We start from the raw sequence: 18919 nt of genomic DNA on the forward strand, positions 1-18919 counted from the left end.
GGCGATGATGGAAGCATTGCGGGGCCTTGGATATTCAACTTCCGCAGCCTTGGCAGACGTGGTGGACAATTCCATATCTGCTGGTGCCACTCGGGTTCACCTTGACTTCCATTGGAAGAATTCAGAGAGCAGGATTTCAATACTTGATAACGGGTGCGGTATGAGTGACCCGGAACTTGAAGCAGCGATGACGCTGGGAGTACTTAATCCACTTGATGAAAGGGCTCCGAACGACCTTGGACGTTTTGGTCTAGGGCTGAAAACAGCATCCTTTTCTCAATGCCGCAGTCTTACAGTTGCTTCAAAGCGTATAGGACAGGAGATAGTTTGTCTGCGTTGGGATCTGGACGCCATAGCTTCCGATCCTGAGGGTGGTTGGCGTATGTATGAGGGGCCCGCAGTCGGCTCCGAGAGTTTTATCGAACCTCTTGCTGAAATGAGTTCAGGCACTATCGTTCTCTGGGAAAAGATGGACAGGGTGGTCACACCAGGATCTGATCTGAACCATTTTGCAGATCTGGCTGATGATGTCGAATTACGTCTCGCCATGATCTTCCATCGTTTGCTTGAAGGATCTAATCCAGATTTCCAACTGTATATGAACAGCAGGCCAGTTCAACCCTGGGATCCGTTCATGACAGGACATCCCGCTAAGGCTATGGAATCTCCTGTTGAGCGCAGAAATACTCCCTCTGGCATCCTAGAGGTTCAGTGTCATGTGCTTCCTCACAAGGACAAGCTTTCTGAAGATGAGTTTACTAAAGCGGGCGGTCCTGAAGGTTGGACATCTCAGCAGGGCTTTTATGTTTACCGTAACAAACGTCTGCTTCTGGCGGGTGGATGGCTTGGGCTTGGCCGAGGACGTGCCTGGAATCGTGAAGAATCTCATCGTCTGGCGCGTATCAGGATAGAGATTCCGAACTCCGCGGATGCTGACTGGAAAATCGATGTACGTAAGTCCACAGCGCGTCCACCGGTTTTTGTGCGGAACTGGCTTACCGGCCTGGCCGAGAATACCCGGGATAAGGCCAGGAAGGTCTTTGCATTTCGAGGTTCAACCATACAGGGGCCCGGTGGAGCACCGATTGACCAGGCCTGGCATGTTGAACACCTTCGCAGCGGGCTCCGTTATCGTATTCATCAGGGACACCCCGCAGTGGCTGCAGTTATCGAGGCGTGCGGAGAGCGACAGGACTTGGTCAAGGCGATGCTTCGCGTAATAGAAGAAACTGTTCCTGTTCAGCGTATTTGGCTCGATACGGCTGAGAACAAGGACACGCCCAAAACCGGGTTTGATGGCGAACCCAATCAGTCAGTTATTGAGGTCGCAACCGTACTATTCGAGGACTTGCTTACCCGGAAGGGTTTAAGTCCGGACGAAGCGCGAAAGGCAATGCACAGAACAGAACCATTTCAGAAATATCCAACATTGATCGCAAATCTGGGGAGATCCGAATGAGTATTACTCAAGATAACAATACTCAGACAGAGTTGTTGGAGAACGTTATCGCCACTGCACAGCGCTTGGTGAAGGCCGAGAAAGACAAGTCAAGAGTTACACCAGCGTTCATTGCTGAAAAGGTCGCACTTGCAACATTCATGTTTGCTAGCGACACACCTGAAATGGTTGACGAGCAACATGCTGTCATGGTCCTGATTCAGCGTTTCAGCCATAGGATCGGCAAATCCACGACGATGAAAAGTGACGCCGGTCACGTGGATTGGCTTGTTTCTTCGCGAAAACGTGATTGGTTATACTGGCGCCGATACAGGGACTTTCTGGAGTCGAAGCTCGCTGATGTAGTGGTGGATGGCGTGGACGAAGCTACTGACGATATCCTGCGACTCCTTGAGGATCCTCGAAGAACGGACCCATGGGATCGGCGAGGTTTGGTTGTCGGACATGTGCAATCTGGAAAGACCAGTAATTACTCGGGACTGATCTGCAAAGCTGCTGACGCTGGCTACAAGATCATCATTGTACTTGCCGGAATGCACAACAATCTGCGCTCGCAAACTCAGATGCGGTTAGAGGAAAGCTTTCTTGGCTATGAAACGACTGCCAATCGAGATCCGGGCATGCCTATAGGAGTTGCCGAGTTTGGAGAGAACCTGAAGACCAACTCTGCGACCACTCGTGCAGAAAATGGCGATTTCAGCAAAGCGATTGCCAAGCATTTTCACGGCATATCTCCGGAAGAACGTCCTTGGCTTTTCGTTGTAAAAAAACAGAAAACCGTTCTGACAGCCCTCCTGCAATGGATCAAAACCCGCGTCGCAGACTCCACTGATGCAGAGGATGATAGAAAGCTTGTAACCAAACTTCCTCTTCTGATGATTGACGACGAAGCTGACAACGCATCCGTTGATACGGGAGAACAAGTTTTCAAGGATGATGGTACTCCGGATGAGGAACACCAGCCGAAGACCATCAACAGCCTCATTCGCCAGATACTTCATGCTTTCACGAGAAAAGCATATGTAGGCTATACCGCTACTCCATTCGCGAATATTTTTATTCATCACAAGGGCGCTACTGCAAAAGAAGGGCCTGATCTTTTTCCCCGCTCATTCATCATAAACCTTGCCGCTCCTTCAAACTACATTGGTCCTGCCCGGATGTTTGGGAAGATGACCAAGGAAGGTAGAACGGCAGCACTGCCATTAGCCAGGGATATTCTGGATCATTATGATCCAGCTTCGGATTCGGGCTGGATGCCACCCAAACATAAAAAGACTCATCAACCTCTTTATGGAGGTGAAGATGAAGTTCCGCCTTCACTACGGCAGGCCATAGGCTCATTCGTTCTTGCTTGCGCAGTCCGTGAGCTTAGGGGGCAGGGAGGTCAGCATAGCTCCATGCTGATTCACGTTACCCGATTCGTCGATGTCCAGGACCATGTGCGAGAACAGGTGGAAAAAACCGTACGTCAAATGCGACAGCGAATTTCGCGTAGATTGGGTGCAGAGGAAGCACTTGAACATCTGCATCAGATCTGGGAGAACGATTTCCTTCCTGTTCACCAACAGGTCACAGGTCTTTCCGCAGAGGTGGATCGGCCTTCCCCGATGCCTGACTGGGAGCAAATAACCACTGTTCTGGCAGACGTTCTTGAAGACATTCAGGTTCGTTCCATCAATGGAACAGCCAAGGATGCATTGGACTATGCAATACCCGGCGCAGCTTTGAAAGTTATCGCGATAGGCGGCGACAAACTCGCTCGAGGTCTTACACTAGAAGGCCTCTGTGTCAGTTATTTTGTACGCTCCACTAAAATGTACGATACGCTCATGCAGATGGGTCGCTGGTTCGGCTATCGTCCGGGTTATCTTGATTTGTGCAGACTCTATACCTCTCCTGATCTTGTGGAATGGTTCGGTCATATTGCAGATGCATCTGAGGAGCTGCGTGAAGAGTTTGACTTTATGGCAGCAGCGAATCTTACGCCGGAGCAATATGGCCTTAAAGTGATGTCTCATGAGGTGCTGACCGTAACATCCCCATTGAAAATGCGGAACGCTCAAACGCTTTCACTTTCCTACAGTGGAACACGGCCTCAGACCATCCTTTTCCATCGCGATGCCCAGATACAGCAAAAAAATCTTGATGCCACAGACACACTCATTTCATCGTTAGGTGAAGGATGGGAAGAATCTATCCAGTATGGGCGTGATGGGGATCCTGACCGCTGGCCTGGAGCTCGTTTGTGGAAGGATGTGGATTATTCGAAAGTTGTAGAGTTCCTCGGCACTTACACTACGCATCCGAATGCGAGTAGCGCCAAAGCGGCGGTATTGTCTGAGTTCATCTTGAAGATGGTCGAAACTGGGCAACTTAAAAAATGGAGCGTCGCACTGCTGAGTGGAGGAAGCGGGACAGGGGATGTTCACACTTTCCCGAACGGTACCCCGTCCACAAGCTACTTCATGCGAAAGACTGAAGACTCTGAGAATGCCGATGAAATTGATCCAAAAAAGTTTGCGATCGGGGTATTAACTGACCCAAAAGACGAGGGGATTGATCTTGGTGACGACGCTTGGCGCGAGGCTTTGACTCTGACTCGCGCAGCTTGGAAGCGTGATGATGCAAGGAAACGTGTCGACCCTCCCAGCTTTCCGAGTGGTAAAGGTATCCGGGAGATTCGAGGAAAGCTCGGGGGTGAAGCCGATCGAGGTCTTTTGCTGTTGTACCCACTTTCACCCTATTTCTACAAAGGTCAGCATCCCGAGCGTCTGATCGTTCCTGGATGGAGTAAGCCAATCATGGCGTTTGCCACCGCCTTTCCTGCCAGCGATAACTCGATCAAAGTAGCGTACGAAGTTAATCTTCTTTACTGGATGCAGGAATATGGCCCGACCGAGTAATGAATTCATCCTTGCATGGTCATCGTTGGTTTCTGAAGATGAATCCTCTGGCTGGCAGGCCATTTCCCTGCCTCCTGCGGGTCCTATTGATATTCAGGCGGGGCGACGTTTTCCGGACAACACAGAAGCAGTGCTTTTCTGTTTTCCAACTATAAGCTTGCCCCGATCCGAAAAATTGCCAGAAGGCAAGGGATTCCTCGTGGAAAGAACCCAACTCTCAGTCCACGATGGTTTGTGTCTCGCTCTTACCCGTCAGCAAGAGGGAAGTCCGGATTTATTCGCATCAATGGTTTGTGATGTGGTTGGTGCCATGGACGACGCATCGGATAACACGGCTTCAGAGACTTCCTTCTTGCGGATATTCTTGGGGCGAGTTCGTGCCTGGCAACAGTTCATGTCGCGGGGGGCAGGTCCTCTTAGTACTGAAGCTGAGCTGGGTCTGGCAGGGGAGCTCTACTTCATGAAGCAATTCCTTGATGCCGGGGTTGCTCCAATGACTGCTCTTAATGGGTGGGTCGGGCCTGATGATGCCCCACAGGATTTTCTTCTCGGCGAGGGGGCCGTCGAAGTCAAGGCGACCATGTCTTCGTCAGGTTTTCCGGTCAGGATTGGGTCTTTGGAGCAACTGGATGATAGCGTCACTTCACCTCTATTCCTCGCCGCTGTGCGATTCGCAAGATCCGAGGTGGGCGCAACGCTCCCCGATTTGATTGCCCAAGTCACGCAGCGACTTGAAACTGAACCGGGGGGAGTGGAGCTACTGAGGGAGCGTCTTATGTTGGCTGGTTATTTTTCTATCCATGAAGGACATTACTCTCGGAAATTTGAACCGAAAGAAAAAAGGATGTTCTTGGTAACCAGGGATTTTCCCCGCCTCACGCCTGGGACTGTTCCTCTTGGTGTGACCAAGGCGCATTACGAACTCAACCTGGATCATGTTGCGGATTATTTTCGTGATTTCAGCGTGATCCTCTCTCAGCTAGGAGTAATGAATGACTCTCGATGATTTCTTCGAGGAAACACGTGGGGAGATAGCCTCTCTAATGAGTGAGGGTGCCCCCTTCGCAGAACTGGTTTTCTGTGAGGTCGTCATGCAGCACTTGGTCGACGCCGGTATGACGTTCGAGCCTGTTGTGTGTCATTTCCAGGGTAAAGTTGGAACTTCCAATCTGCGGCTAAGTGGCTACGCTCTCTCTGATGACGCAGATCAGCTTGATCTTTTTGTGAGTCTGTATGGTGGCTTTGAAAGCCTGGCCCCCATTCAGGATCAGGATTCGAAAACTGCAGCCCAACAGTGTGTGCGGTTTCTTGAGCTTTGCGCAGCGGGACGACTTGCAGACAAACTGGATCCGTCCAGCGACTCTCATTCGCTCGCCCTTACTATCAGGGAAATTTACGACAGGCTTGATCAGGTGAGGGTGTTCGTTCTAACAGACGGTGTGGCCAAGTCAAAGAGTTTCAAGCCGCGCGAGGTGGGGGGTAAATCCGTCCGTCTCGAAGTAATGGATATTGAGCGACTTTTCCGACACCGTTCCGAGGGTAAGCCGCGCGATGAGTTGGTTGTGGATTTCAACGAGGTTTCAGGATCGCCACTACCCTGTGTCTTTGTACCGGGAGAGACCGGGGACTATGACTATGCACTTACCGCAATACCGGGTGAAGCCTTACGTCATATCTATGAAAAATTTGGCCCTCGTCTTCTAGAAGCCAACGTGCGCTCTTTTCTGAGTGTAAAAGCCAGAGGTGTTAACGCGGGAATTCAAGGTACTTTAAGAAGCGCGCCGGAGCGATTCATGGCATTCAATAATGGCATCGTATTGGTAGCTGATGAGATGAAGCTTGCGCGCGCTGAGGATGGCTCGCCCGGCATAATCTGGCTCCGGGGTATGCAGGTCGTCAACGGAGGGCAGACTACCGCATCAATCTATTTTGCCAAGAAAAAGTACCCAGATACGGACCTTAGTAAGGTACGAGTCCCCGCGAAAATCATAGTCATGAAGGAGGCTGATCCGGCTAAGGAAGAGGCTTTGGTCTCTGATATTTCGCGCTTCGCAAACTCCCAGAATGCGGTACGTCAGTCTGATCTTTCTGCAAATAAACCATTTCACATCGAAGTCGAGCGATTGTCGTTATCGATATATTGCCCAGATGGTGTGGGTCGCTGGTTCTATGAGCGCGCTGCAGGAAGTTACAACACGCTTCTGTCAAGAGAAGGTACCACAGCAGCCAAACTGAAGGCATTGAAGGAATCTGTACCAGCATCCCGGAAAATAACCAAAACGGAGTTGGCCAAATACCTGATGGCGTGGGATATGAGACCCGACATTGTCAGCCTTGGAACTCAGAAGTGTTTCGATCGCTTCATGACTGGCTTGAGTGACATTGAAGCTGAGGGAAATTCTGTAGTACCTGATACAGCTTTTTTCAAGGCTCTTGTTGCCAAGGCCATCATATTCAAGGCAGTTCACAAAACAGCTCGTCCATTGGTTTCTGCATTCCTGGCCAACGTGGCTGCTTACACTGTTTCAGTGGTAGCAGCCTCGTATCGGGAAAGTTTTGACCTTGAGAGGGTTTGGCGTAATCAGGGCGTGTCAATTCAATTTCTTGAGCAGGTCGAGATCTGGGCGAGAGAGGTGAACGAAAGATTGCATCAAACCGCAAACGGTAAGATGATTTCAGAATGGGCAAAAAAGCCTGAATGCAGGGATGCCATTTTTTTCCGTCCTTTTTCCTCACCATCCTTGAATATTCCTGAAGTTCCTCAAGGTTAACCAGTGACTGATATTGTTGACCCAGCTACCAGAAGCCGAATGATGTCTGGTATCCGGGGGGTGGATACCAAGCCAGAGCTTATTGTGCGCAAAGCGCTTTTTGCCTCTGGTTTCCGGTTCAGATTGCACAGGAAGGACTTACCTGGACGCCCTGATATCGTCCTTCCAGGGCGCCAGGTAGCAATATTCGTACATGGATGTTTCTGGCATGTGCATCAAGGTTGCCGGTACGCAAAAACGCCTGCTTCGCGTAAGGAGTTCTGGGAAGTCAAACTTGCAGCCAACGTAGCTCGCGATTCAGCCAAAAGGGATGCACTACTTTTGAAGGGGTGGCGTGTACTGATAGTTTGGGAATGCGCAACGCGCTCCATTTCCGTAAAGGAATTATTACCCGATTTGCTGAAAGACTGGATGGAAGGCAGCCGCACTACTGGTGAGATCGATTCAGGCTCCACGTTTCCATGAATCTCGAGACCACCTCAGCGATTTTTTGTGCGAGAAGTGGAGGGACGGCGTTACCAACCTGAGTGTACTGCTCTGTACGGTTACCAGCGAAGAAATAATTATCCGGGAAAGTCTGCAGTCGCGCAGCCTCCCTGACTGTGAGACTTCTGCATTGTGAGGGATCAGGGTGAATGAAGTAATGCCCGTCTTTCGCGATGTGAGAGACTACTGTTGAAGACCATGAGTCAGCCAACTGAACTCTGAAACGGTCTACGAAGGGAACCTTGATTGAAGATACGTTTCCGTGATTCGGAAGTAGCGGTCTGGGGAAGTCTGCAATTTTCGGTGAGTACTTGTGAACTTTGCCATACGCTGCAGTAAACATGTAACGGTTCAGGTCTGAGCGCATGTGCGAGCGAGTATCGTGTTGAATGACTCCTCCGAGACGAGCGTCGGAAAACCATTCCTTTAATCCATTTTGCAATTGATTATCTGAAAGCTCGTAGCGTAAGAAGTTTCCACCAGTAGATGCGTGATGCCTTGCTTCTTTGACAGCTAATCCAATTTCCCTGAAAACCGGTTCAATGTAATCGGAGCGGTAGAATTGAATCTTATCCTGCGTCTCAGCCAAGGCAGAGAGCCATTGCTGGTGACCATCGGTTTCTTTCGATAATTTGCTTCTGAGTTTCGGCAGATCAGAAAGTGTCTGCCCAACAGTTACATGCGCTTGCTCCGCGTTCAGGATGAACTTCTCTGGCGAACAAGTTATCGCTGGTACTGACCGCGCCACGTCAGAGCGAATCCCGAAGAGGATAACTCTATGCCTACCCTGTGGCACACCGAAACGTTCCGCCGCTATTACAAAGTCGTGCGGTGCTATCTCACCGGCAACGCCCGGCTTCACAAATGAATGAATCTGATATTCGAGGTCATCGCCAGGTTTGGAAAGATCAGCCACGATTTTCTCGAATATAGAGGTACCCCCGTGTTTCGATGACAGCATGCCTTTCACGTTTTCCATGATGAATACAGCTGGCTTGTGAGCGCGGATGATTCTCAAATATTCTTTGTAAAGAAAATGCTTCTCATCACTTTCGAATTTTTCGAGTGATTCACGAGTCCGTCTTGAACGACCGGCTACAGAGTATGCCTGGCAGGGCGGCCCCCCGATCAGAACCCAGTCGTCAGCCCCGGCAAGAGCGGTCCTGATCCGAAAATCCAAGTCTTCAGGATTGTCTTTACCAAGTTCGAAGTTACGTGCCTCCTCCAAAGCTTCACGAGCAGCCTCTTCGGTATCCGGATGTCCAAACAGCTCATCACGTGAAATCTCGCCACGAATATGTTCGTAGTAGCAATCAGGCACCTTGCCGGGCGAGAATTTCCTATATAGGGAACGAAGGGAAAGCGTTTTATGCGCAATCGGGTCCTTTTCTGCAGACAACTTTAGGGAGAAACGGGGAGAGCCAGCAGAGTCTAGGATTGATGAAAAACCCTCTCCTAGACCCCCAGGCCCAGCAAAAAGATCAATTACCAGGATGGGTTTGCGTAGGGTCATACTTTATTGTTCTTGGAAATTAATTTATGCATAGGAGGATCACCAACGCACATGTTGACATGGTACCGGAATTACTTGTTAAACAATGTTTCGGACAAGGGGGGTCTCTATTCAAATCGATGAAAGTAGATTGAATAGTTCCTGACTTTGTCACCACAAATCTGAAGATGATCAAAAAGCAGATGCGGAAAATCTTGAACCACTTTCGAAGGTGATCAGCATACACATACTAAAGCGGCTGGAGGCGGTAGAGCTATATCGGAAATTGATAAAAAACTCAGGGTCACATCACCACAATGAACTCCACTTTCAATGGGTCGAATTAGCTGGCTATATTAGAGATGTTGATGTTATGACCCTAAGTTATGACAGAAAACGATACTCTCTATGGATTGATTTTATAAAACATCATCGATCACTTCTGAAATTTCAGCCTCAGACTCCTCGTGATTTTTTAGATGATATTCGAGTGTTAGATAACCCGAGTCCGTCTCTTCTGCATGCGCCAAGAGATAGATAGATTCAATGGCTTCTGGGAGCATCGACTGCGCCTCGCGGTCCCAAATACTTGCCAGAACGCGCTCTTTTTTTTCCAAGGCCGTCATCCAGTCTTTCGGCTCATTCCAAATACTGTCAGGTAATAAAAAGTCATTTTGCCGACATCTGCTGTAAGTCTTAGTAAGTTTGGCTTCCATTTCTTTGAAGGCATCCGCCAGTGCAAAACCGTAGTCGTTAGTTTTGATTCCTGGGCCAATTGCTTTAATCCATGAAAGTCCAGCCTTAGGAGTTACTTGTACCAAATAATTATTAAAAGCTGGATGAGGCCTTGGAGGGTTCTTTAACATAAATTTAAATGGAGCCAATTCTTCTAATGATTGCGTGAAATCTTCAATTTTCATTCCCATAAAAAGTCCGAAAGGTCCTTTTGAATTCATCTCATGCTCCAAAATTTAAAATGAAAGATTATGTGTAAAAACTAGTTCATAACTCGATATGTCCTGCCCATTTTAATTGGCAGGAATTCTGACACAATCCATTTACCTAGCTAACAAACTCCCTTATATCGAGATCCCCAACCGTGCTCAGCATATCGGTTGCAAGCCCCCTCTTACGCTCCAGCAAACGATCAAGCGTTTCCTCAAAAGTTGTCATACCTTCAGCCGTTATTGTTGGGTAATACACCGTCACATCCTTGGTCTGACCAATACGATACGCGCGGTCAGTCGCCTGGTCTTCCTTAGCTGGGTTCCAAGGTCTTGTAAAGTGGATCACATGATTTGCTGCTTGAATATTCACGCCAAAGCCAACTGCTGTAGTTGAAAGAATAATCACGCAAAACCCGGGCTTGTTTTGATAGACATCGATGATTCCCTGACGCCCGCCTGTTTGCGCGTCACTGGCCTTCGTATCACCATTGATCACTTCGGCTTGCAGGCCAAACTCATCCATCAGAACCACTTGAATGGCTCGTTGAATATCTCTGAGCTCAGTGAAAATAATTGCCTTTTCATTTTTTTCTTTGATGGCATGAAGGGTGCGTAGCATCCACTTCATCTTCGGCGAGTCAGCCACCAGATCCAGGTCGTACTGGTAGGCTTGGGGATGCGCACAAATCACCTTCAGGTTATGCAACAAACCGAGAATGACAGCGTTCTGATCGCCCACTTTCTCCAGAAGCTTGCGCTGATTTTCGTAGTTGGAAATCCGCTCTTCATACAGATTTCTTTGTCGACCACCCATGGCAAGGCTCTTGCAATCCTGGTCGATAAGTTTGTTGGGTAGATCTTTTGCAACATCTTTTTTGGTACGTCTCAGCAGTTGAGGATCAATCAACTGTTTGAGTTGATCTCTCAATGCTTCCGCATCAGGGGCATTGTTTTCAATTGGGCGCAGGAAAGTTTTTCCGAAAGTACTCAGTGATCCCAAGGCGGAGGGTTGGATCAGGTCGAACAAGCACCACAAGTCTGTCAGGCTATTCTCTACAGGCGTGCCTGTACAAGCAACCTTGAATGTGCAGGGCAAAGCCATGGCTGCCTGGGTAACCAGTGCAGCGGGGTTCTTGATTTTCTGCGCTTCATCAAAAATGCCAATGGACCAAGATTGACGGCAAAGCGAGAATTCCATATCACGAAGCGTCTCATAGGTGGCCAAAACAACCTTATGCTCACCCAGCCAGCCAGGCCGCAGCAGGTTTTTGATTCCACGCTGTTGAAGGTCCAACGGAATCTCATGCTTGGTGAATTTTGCTGCTTTCAGGTGCTCGCCATAAAGCTTCAGCATTAAAACGCCACTGGGATGGAAGAAACGCTGCAGTTCCCGCTCCCAGTTGTCGAGCAATGAAACGGGGGCGATGATCAAAGCGGGCTTCATGTCTTTGCTTTGTTCAAAAGCACCTACCAACAATGTCAACAACTGAAGGGTTTTACCCAGCCCCATGTCATCGGCCAACAGGCACCCGGACACTTCCGCTGGCGCTTTCGCGAAAAGATGCTGCATCCATGCAACGCCCTGCAGCTGATGCTCCCTAAGGCTTACCTCCGGTCTCAAATACTCAGTGATGAATGGCTCTAGTTGCTTGCCTTCATTCAAGCGGTTTGCACGTTGTTTGATGTACTCAGACTGTTCAATATTGTTCTGAACCAGCAAAACCACTCGTTTGGATGGCGGTTTGTCACTTGTTCCACCAGCGGATTCCGAAGCAAATTTCTTGGACCAGGCACGATGAATACTTTTGGCCACATGCAGTGGCAGTTTGATTTCCGCTTTTGGAAACATCACCTCGTTTCGATTTTCCCGAACGGCAGTAGATATGCGAACGGTGAATTCATCAAAATCCGCTTTTTCCGAGCCATCAAACTTGGCTAACAAATCTCCATCTGTGCCTAACTCCTCCAGCAAAGAAGCGGGTAACCAGCTTTCAGAACCCTCCTTCCCAATGTAAGGAGAAGTAATTTTCACTGCCTCGCCAATGCCGACCACACGGTCACCATAAATGCTCGGGTCCATTACAGAGTCAAAATATTGACCATTTTGCTCAGCAGCCCACCTTTCACACATGGCGGACAATCCAGCCAGTTCAGCCTCGGTAAGATCTGAAATTTCAAGCTCTTCGCCTTTCCAGAATGCAATGGGCAAGTCCGCCATGAAGTTGGTGGACAGAATGGATACGAAGTGACGAAATTCAGAAGGATCTTTAAAAAGGTATTCCTTGTCTTCAGCAGCTCCCGATGTCATTGGCTGCAAAAGAAGTTTCACCTGCAAAATGGTACCCGCAAGCTCGAACAAAGGTTCGATCGTGAATCGGCAAAAGAGGATATCCGCCTTTTCCCTGCTCTGTTCGAACTGCTCAGGATCTACAACCTGGGTGGCCCCGTCACCGAGCGCTGAAAAGGGATTCTTCAAAAACCTCATGGCCGACTCGCCAGCCACACGCCTCAGGGGCATCTGTTTAATGTTTACCAGTACGTCTTTGATTTCAGGGCTCACGACAACATGTGTAACTGAGCCATCCTGCCCTTGAATTCGGTAGGTGTCTTGTACTGCATCCAGCCGGTCGAAATGATTCAACCAATTCTGCGGCGCCCCATCAAAATCAGGGATCACCTCAACAACAGCATCGGATTTCAGACTCGACTTCCGCATGTCAATACGCAAGTTGTCCGGTTTCAGGACAATGGTTTTTTCCAAAAAACCGTCAAGTTGAATACCAGCTTGTAGCGCATATTTTCTGATGTCAGCCCAGTAAGATTGGTTCAGGCGCTCACCACCGCCCGACCTGTCGATGCGGGAAAACTCGGTCACCAATGTACAAACTCGCCATACAGGTTCTGACAATAGAAAAGTCTGATCTGTATCGGTGACATAGCCACCAATACGATTGACACTCCCTTTGATAACTGCTCCCGCAGCGTTGGTCCAGGATTGGATATACACCTTGAAGTCTGGATCACTCACACTGCCTGAGCATGCAAGAGTTGGGACAAACTTTGAATCAATATGGGGTAGCCCCAAGACATGAAGGCCACCGCCATGATCCGGTTGATGTGCAAGTTCATACAACTTGGGCCAGAACAGCACCAGTTTTTGACCTTCAGAAATCAAGTAACCTTCGTTTTTGAGTTGTGTAAGGTATGCGAGTTGATTCTTTTCAGTGGCCGACAGAGAACTTAAGTCTTGATTGAGCTTAAACGTGAGGCCTATTTCTGTTGGCGCGTAGCAGTGCGCGCCATCCAAAGCTTGAGAAATAGATTTGGAATTTGACACGAGCTTTGCGCTGTCAACTTTCCCCTTTTTTTGGCGAAAAAAATCGAACAGACCCATCAGCGCCAGAATCCTTTACCAGGTTTATATAAAAATCCCAATTCAATTAACTTCTTGACCAAAGGGTTAGGATCATTTGAAATGAAAACCCAGAAGCCACCACCTGTTGATACATTGTCCAAGGTTGCAACGCTTAGGCGAAGAATTTTAATGAACGCTTTCGCCGCCTCGATATCACGATGTCGTTTGTCTTCTGCTGGTTTTGTGAGCGCTGCATTGATCATCGAATGCAGCGCTGAACCAGAACTGACTTTCGTTTGACTCGTTATTTTTCTTGCGGGAATATTTGCAAGGCTATTTTTCCTGATCTGCTCGGCCTTCTTGATGCCCTCATGCGAGGGGGTAATTCCTAGAGTGCGAAGCTCATAGTCCATTTTTGGCTGCCAATTACCATTGTGCGTGATCCTGCTAGAAGCCAAATAAGGTATTTTTAGCTGTGTTTGTGTGTTCAAGTCGATCGATTCCACTTGGAATGGTATTTTTGACTCGTGATACACATAGCAGGCACCACCGGCAGAAAACTCTACAAAGTAGTATTTGCCAATTTGAAAAATAAAGGCATTGTTCTGAGCTACATCTCCCGAAAGCGAACTGTATCGTCCTTTGTTGGCCTGCTTGAACTCCATGAAATCTGCGCTGCGGTTGTGATACGCGTCTCTTCCTAAAACAATGCGCGTGTAGCCCATCTGATCAACAAAGCGCATCCAGTAATCCAGGCGTGCCTGGTCCACCTGACTGCTGCCTTGAAGCAACTTGAAAAAATACTCGAGATCTTCGCGTGCAAACCAATTCAGTACCATTCGAAAGGCTTCATCTGTCAAATGCGCCTTCCAGATGTTGGCCTTGCTTTTGATTTGCGGATTCCCCCAATGCTCCAACGACACAACCTTAAGCCGTCTGTGCAACTCATCCTTGAACTTTGCTTGGCTGTATCGATTAAGCGCGGCACCGAACAAACTGTCCTTGTAACGCGGAAGAAGAGTACCTAGATTCAACAGCGAGTCAATACGAGTTCTGAAAGCTTCGTCATTGGCCTTTCCTACTTTTTGTCCTATGGATTCAACCAAGGAATCCCAAAGCCAACTTGTTTCGGGAATAGCCACATGTTCCTGAAGCGAATTGAATACACCTATGTTTTCATCAAGATACAACTCGGCAAGAATTTTGGTGGGCTGAGCTGAAAAAAGGTGATCGCAATCCCTGGCGGCCTTGATCCATGCCCTCTCCTTACGCCCAGCTTGCTCTACAGAAGTAAGTCCTTCTAACAAAAGATTTCGAAGCTTTTTGAGGTTTGTTGTATTGTCGGCTTGAGTGATATCAGCAGAAAAATAACTGTAAACCATGCCCATCCACAATCTTTTTGCCAATTGCTGGGCTGCGATCTTGGTTCGAATGAACTTTTCCACTTGCTTCCACAAATTGTTCTGTCCAAGCGCGCATTCTTTGGTTTTGCCGATTCTGTCATTCAGGCTCCAGCAAATCACCCTCCATTCCCTTTTACTCAAAAGGGCTTCCCCTTGCGCAAACTTCATCAAGGTGCGTTTTCGCTCTTCGTCAGCGGGAATTATTTCTTTTTGAGCAGCGTTGATTTTGCCAATCACAAGTGGAACAGTTTTTCGTAGCTTTTTGAATTTCTCAACCTCAAACGCATGCTCAACTCGCTTCTGAACACCCAGAGTAAGTTCATTGAATTGACGTTGAAGAGACAAGAAATCGCCACTCATATGAAGCATTTCTCTTCAGTAGAATCGGAGAACTTGGCGTCTAACTCAGGATTCAAATCTTCCCGCTCTTTTAAGCCATAAAATTGAAGCCTCAGCTCAACGCGTCGACTGGCGTCTTTGGTGGACTTGGAGTTGTTAAATGCAACACCGCCAGCTAGAAAAAGTTTTTTAATCTGTATTTTCTGGTCTGGATCAAGCCTTAACTTCAGTGCGTTTTTATCACCGATCAAGGTACACATCACCCATTCCGAGCGACGAAGACTCAGGTTCAAGTTGTACAGGTAGGAGCCATCAGTATCCGTAAAACCCTCAATCAATACTTGTTTAAACCACTTGTTACCAACTTCACTGTTGGCTGCCTGAAGGATCAAGGGCACCACATCTAACAGTGCGTTCTCGCCATCCGAGCTCAACTTAAACTGACCAGTACCAAAGCGGCCCGCCTCTCCGAAATTGATGCGGTTGTCTTTACAATCAATTTGAATAACTTTATTTTTCAAGTCTGCATTATTGGCGAGTTCCCGGCACAGATCACTAATTTCGGAGACACGTTGCTCCTCATCTTGGGTGGCCTCACGAATTTTCTGAGTAACAAGAACAAGAGATGTAACCATGATGACCAGAAAAAGAATCATCAATGCGGTCATCAGATCAGCGTAGGAAATCCAGAAGGGTTTTTCTCCCTCCTCTCTTGACCTACCCGGCGGTGCAGCTTTGTTACTTAACATGGGAGCCTTCTATGTTATTTGACGCGAACTTCGCTTAGCTCTTCAACTACTTCAGCAAGCTCGGAAACGCCAGACCCCAATGCCTTAACTGCACGATCAAGTTCATTGTCCAGACTTGACATGACCTTACTGAGTGATCCATTCATTCCATCTGTGAAACTACCGAAGGAAGTGGTGACCACTCCATTAAAATCACGAAGGTAGGTTTTCATCTCGGTAGTAACTGACCCTAGCTTTTCAGCAACAGAAGCCAAATCCTGAGTCATTTTCTCTCTTGAAGAAGCGTCTGACTCAAGAGTTAAAGAGACTTTTTCAGCACCTGAAATTACTTTTTGTACTAACTCTTTCGTGGACTCGTAGTCGTCAATCAAGGCGGCTAGCCTGTCAGATGCTCCACCCAAGTGTTCTGTAGTCCTGTTAACCAAACTGATCAGATTGGCGCTCTTGTCCGTTGAAATACTCACTGCATTACCAGCCAATTCAAACCTGGAAGCTGCGCCGCCTATTTTTTCAGCACCGTTGATCAAGCCGGACACCATTGTCGATGTGCCCTGCTGCAGCTTTTCTAAAACATCCTTGGAACCCGCACTCTGTTCTCGAATTGCGGCCAGCAAACTCGTGATTTGAGCATCCATTTGCTCCAAAGCCATTTTGGCCTTCTGTTCCATTTTTTCAATTTCTCGGCGTGCCTGAGCTTGCAGTTCCGCTTGCGCCTCAGAGAAAGTTGACAAGATTTTCGCAAATTGGTCGCCTAAGCCACTTAAAGAAGTTTCAAGCTCATTGAATACTCTCTTCTGGCCTTCTGAGACTTGTGTCTCGACTGATCCAGCAATCATGGAAAGTTGCTTGGACATTTCAACTTGTCGAGTCTCTGCTTCCTTCAATAGCGTTTGTACTTGTGTTGCCATTCCCTCACCTGCCAATCGACCACTTTCTCCGATCGAGGTGACAGCCGAATCGATAGACTCCAAGGACTTGGACAGTTGCTCAAGGAAAGATTGGGATTGAGACTGGATATTGTGTTGTTCTTGTTCACGTTCCGCTTGTAAAGCAGCCTGAGAAGCCTTAAACATTTCGAAAACACCACCCAGTTGAGTCGACAAACCTCCCAATGCCTCGGAAATCTTATCCACCGTTTGTTGGTGACCTTGCCCAACCTTGTTGGTCAAAGAATCAATGAAAGCATCTAATGAGGTCTTCATGGCAACCTGCTGTTGCGCCGCATCTTCAAACATCTTGCGCATCATGAATGACATTTCGTCATTCGCGGTTTTACCAGCTGACCCCATATTGGAAATTGTTTCATTAAATGCAGAAAGCATTTCCTGAACCTGTTTCCCAAATTGGGAGTTTCTTTCCTCCATGTCAGACATCATTTGAACGAGCCTGTCCGAGGCAGCTTTTGAAGTCTCATCGGCTGACCGTTGCATCGCCGCAATTAGCAGGCTAATCTGACTTTCCATCTGACCAATCACGGAAGTCGAACTTTTCAGCATGTCGCTTAAGCCCGCGAACTGCTGGCCAAAGGTGTGATCAAGTCTATCCATGAATGCCACAAGTGCGTCTTGTAACAAATTTTGAACTTTGCCGCTTTGATCGCCTGCAGAGGTCATCACCGTTTCAGCAAGCCTGTTCAAAGGATCTTTCAAACTTGATGCAATCGACTCGCCAATTTGGTCAGCAATTTTCTGACTAGATTCACGATTCGATTCAATCAGGGCAACTTTCAAATCCGCACTTTCTTTAGCGTTCGCTTCCACCAAATTCAACAACATTTCCTTAAGGTCAGTGACGAGCGAATCTTTTAGAAGCCTTGTTTGCTTGGAGTTTTCTTCTGCAGACTTGACCAGTTGAGAAAGGTATTCCTCTCCAACGCCTGCATCGAATAAAGCATCAATTGATTCGTTAAGGGTATCCAGTTCATTCAGACATTTTCGGTACCGTAACTTTTCCCAATGAGTGACCACCATGGCGGCTAGAATCGCTGCTGTTGAGGCAATGAAGGCCTCTTTGACACCACTCAAAAGCAGATTGATACTTTCATTGATCTTTTCTGTATTGGAAGCGTCAAATGCCGATAGGCCAACAAGCAAGCCAGCAAAGGTGCCGATAATTCCGATACCGGTCAAAATACCTGGAAGGTGCTTGAAGTACTCGGTTTTGAGGGTTCGATCAGCAACAGAGGCTGCGGTAAAGAAGTATCCAGCAGGGACAGTGCCTCTAGAGTTTTGAAGTTCTAGCTGGCCTTCTTTTTCAGTGAACTGATCATGCAAAGTTTGTTGAAACTCACCCCAGATATGCTCAAGCAACGTGTCTCTGAATAATTCTCCTACCCGCTTTTTTCTCTCATTGAATGCAGTAGTTGTTAAGCTGGAGAGACCCGAGTTAATGTTTTTCAGGGCTTCTTCGAGCTTGTAGGAAGGTCTAATGTAATGAGCGATGAAATAAATAAAGAAACCAAACAAAAACAGAATTACCAAGAATGGCGCGATTTCTTGGATCGAGTAGAGTGACATGGGATTTACAGCCTTTGACTAGATATTGCTTTTTAATTAAATAACTTTTTTGACTTGATCTTTTGTAAGGTAAAAACTAAACCACTATATCGCCTAGAAACATTAAATTTTGTTAAATTCCGAAATCATTGAAATTCATATTTCATTCTACAAGGTAGTCTCGTAATATCGAGAGAATTTCTCTGGAAAATTTTATTAGTTTGATTTTCAGGCGACGTCCAAGATCCAAGCAATGAAGTCAACCCCCCAAACATAGGGACCAAACCCTAAAGTGCATACTTGAGAAAGCGAGCGTCGCCAATTTCCGCATGTCACAAAAAATGCTTTCATAGAACTAACAACCGAAAATAAAATTCCCTTCTAACGGAATGTTCTTGAAATACAAAACTTGAGCCTAAGAATGTTTAAAAATTCTTGTAGGTGCTTGTCTGGCGATAAGCTTTAACATCACGCCACGTAATGGAAGAGTCTCAAAAATTTCAACCTTTGGCCTGTA

The 18919-nt window shown here is 47.6% G+C and carries 11 protein-coding genes; 5 read left to right on the forward strand and 6 right to left on the reverse strand.

All coding sequences use genetic code 11. The features are described from left to right. The first annotated feature begins 4 nt into the window (after nt 1-4). The 5 genes from RGQ30_RS15720 to RGQ30_RS15740 are packed head-to-tail and all read left to right on the forward strand — an operon-like array spanning nt 5 to nt 7601. Nucleotides 5-1459 carry an ATP-binding protein gene (locus tag RGQ30_RS15720; RefSeq protein WP_338284572.1) on the forward strand — a complete coding sequence of 485 codons (1455 nt, stop codon included), beginning with the start codon at nt 5-7 and terminating at the stop codon, nt 1457-1459. Then, on the forward strand, nt 1456-4365 hold the full coding sequence (locus tag RGQ30_RS15725; RefSeq protein ID WP_130557322.1) for a Z1 domain-containing protein: 2910 nt from the start codon (nt 1456-1458) through the stop codon (nt 4363-4365). Before RGQ30_RS15720 ends, RGQ30_RS15725 begins: the two co-directional genes overlap by 4 nt. Next, complete coding sequence (locus tag RGQ30_RS15730; protein ID WP_130557321.1) at nt 4349-5371, forward strand: PD-(D/E)XK motif protein; 1023 nt, start codon at nt 4349-4351, stop codon at nt 5369-5371. Before RGQ30_RS15725 ends, RGQ30_RS15730 begins: the two co-directional genes overlap by 17 nt. Beyond that, nucleotides 5358-7136 (forward strand): AIPR family protein, encoded by a 1779-nt coding sequence (locus tag RGQ30_RS15735; RefSeq protein ID WP_130557320.1) that lies wholly within the window; start codon nt 5358-5360, stop codon nt 7134-7136. The genes RGQ30_RS15730 and RGQ30_RS15735 overlap by 14 nt, the downstream gene beginning before the upstream one ends. Nucleotides 7137-7139: 3 nt before the next feature. Beyond that, on the forward strand, nt 7140-7601 hold the full coding sequence (locus RGQ30_RS15740) for a very short patch repair endonuclease (RefSeq protein WP_130557319.1): 462 nt from the start codon (nt 7140-7142) through the stop codon (nt 7599-7601). Here RGQ30_RS15740 and RGQ30_RS15745 read toward each other — a convergent pair. From RGQ30_RS15745 to zorA, 6 genes are all read right to left on the reverse strand, one after another. Continuing rightward, entirely contained in the window at nt 7564-9135 is a 1572-nt protein-coding gene (locus tag RGQ30_RS15745) for a DNA cytosine methyltransferase (RefSeq protein ID WP_130557318.1), read from the reverse strand. The two genes, RGQ30_RS15740 and RGQ30_RS15745, sit on opposite strands and share 38 nt — an antisense overlap. Before the next feature lie 398 nt (nt 9136-9533). Next, nucleotides 9534-10070, reverse strand: coding sequence for a hypothetical protein (locus RGQ30_RS15750; RefSeq protein WP_130557317.1), 537 nt, complete (start codon nt 10068-10070; stop codon nt 9534-9536). A 106-nt stretch (nt 10071-10176) separates the two neighbouring features. Further along, nucleotides 10177-13455 (reverse strand): DEAD/DEAH box helicase, encoded by a 3279-nt coding sequence (locus tag RGQ30_RS15755; RefSeq protein ID WP_130557316.1) that lies wholly within the window; start codon nt 13453-13455, stop codon nt 10177-10179. After that, complete coding sequence (locus RGQ30_RS15760) at nt 13455-15164, reverse strand: EH signature domain-containing protein (RefSeq protein ID WP_338284574.1); 1710 nt, start codon at nt 15162-15164, stop codon at nt 13455-13457. The genes RGQ30_RS15755 and RGQ30_RS15760 overlap by 1 nt, the downstream gene beginning before the upstream one ends. 11 nt (nt 15165-15175) lie before the next feature. Beyond that, nucleotides 15176-15907 (reverse strand): flagellar motor protein MotB, encoded by a 732-nt coding sequence (locus tag RGQ30_RS15765; protein WP_130557314.1) that lies wholly within the window; start codon nt 15905-15907, stop codon nt 15176-15178. A 14-nt stretch (nt 15908-15921) separates the two neighbouring features. Next, nucleotides 15922-18423: an anti-phage ZorAB system protein ZorA gene (zorA, locus tag RGQ30_RS15770; protein ID WP_130557313.1), complete on the reverse strand. Its 2502-nt coding sequence runs from the start codon at nt 18421-18423 to the stop codon at nt 15922-15924. Between the last annotated feature and the right edge of the window lie 496 nt (nt 18424-18919).

The sequence above is a fragment of the Limnobacter thiooxidans genome (genome assembly GCF_036323495.1).
In the GTDB taxonomy this organism is placed as follows: Bacteria; Pseudomonadota; Gammaproteobacteria; order Burkholderiales; family Burkholderiaceae_B; genus Limnobacter; species Limnobacter thiooxidans.

Excerpts from the sequence above, each read along its gene's own strand:
- RGQ30_RS15720 (WP_338284572.1), top strand. The coding sequence starts at position 5 with ATGATGGAAGCATTGCGGGGCCTTGGATATTCAACTTCCGCAGCCTTG.
- RGQ30_RS15725 (WP_130557322.1), top strand. The coding sequence starts at position 1,456 with ATGAGTATTACTCAAGATAACAATACTCAGACAGAGTTGTTGGAGAAC.
- RGQ30_RS15730 (WP_130557321.1), top strand. The coding sequence starts at position 4,349 with ATGGCCCGACCGAGTAATGAATTCATCCTTGCATGGTCATCGTTGGTT.
- RGQ30_RS15735 (WP_130557320.1), top strand. The coding sequence starts at position 5,358 with ATGACTCTCGATGATTTCTTCGAGGAAACACGTGGGGAGATAGCCTCT.
- RGQ30_RS15745 (WP_130557318.1), bottom strand. The coding sequence starts at position 9,135 with ATGACCCTACGCAAACCCATCCTGGTAATTGATCTTTTTGCTGGGCCT.
- RGQ30_RS15750 (WP_130557317.1), bottom strand. The coding sequence starts at position 10,070 with ATGAATTCAAAAGGACCTTTCGGACTTTTTATGGGAATGAAAATTGAA.
- RGQ30_RS15755 (WP_130557316.1), bottom strand. The coding sequence starts at position 13,455 with ATGGGTCTGTTCGATTTTTTTCGCCAAAAAAAGGGGAAAGTTGACAGC.
- RGQ30_RS15765 (WP_130557314.1), bottom strand. The coding sequence starts at position 15,907 with ATGTTAAGTAACAAAGCTGCACCGCCGGGTAGGTCAAGAGAGGAGGGA.
- zorA (WP_130557313.1), bottom strand. The coding sequence starts at position 18,423 with ATGTCACTCTACTCGATCCAAGAAATCGCGCCATTCTTGGTAATTCTG.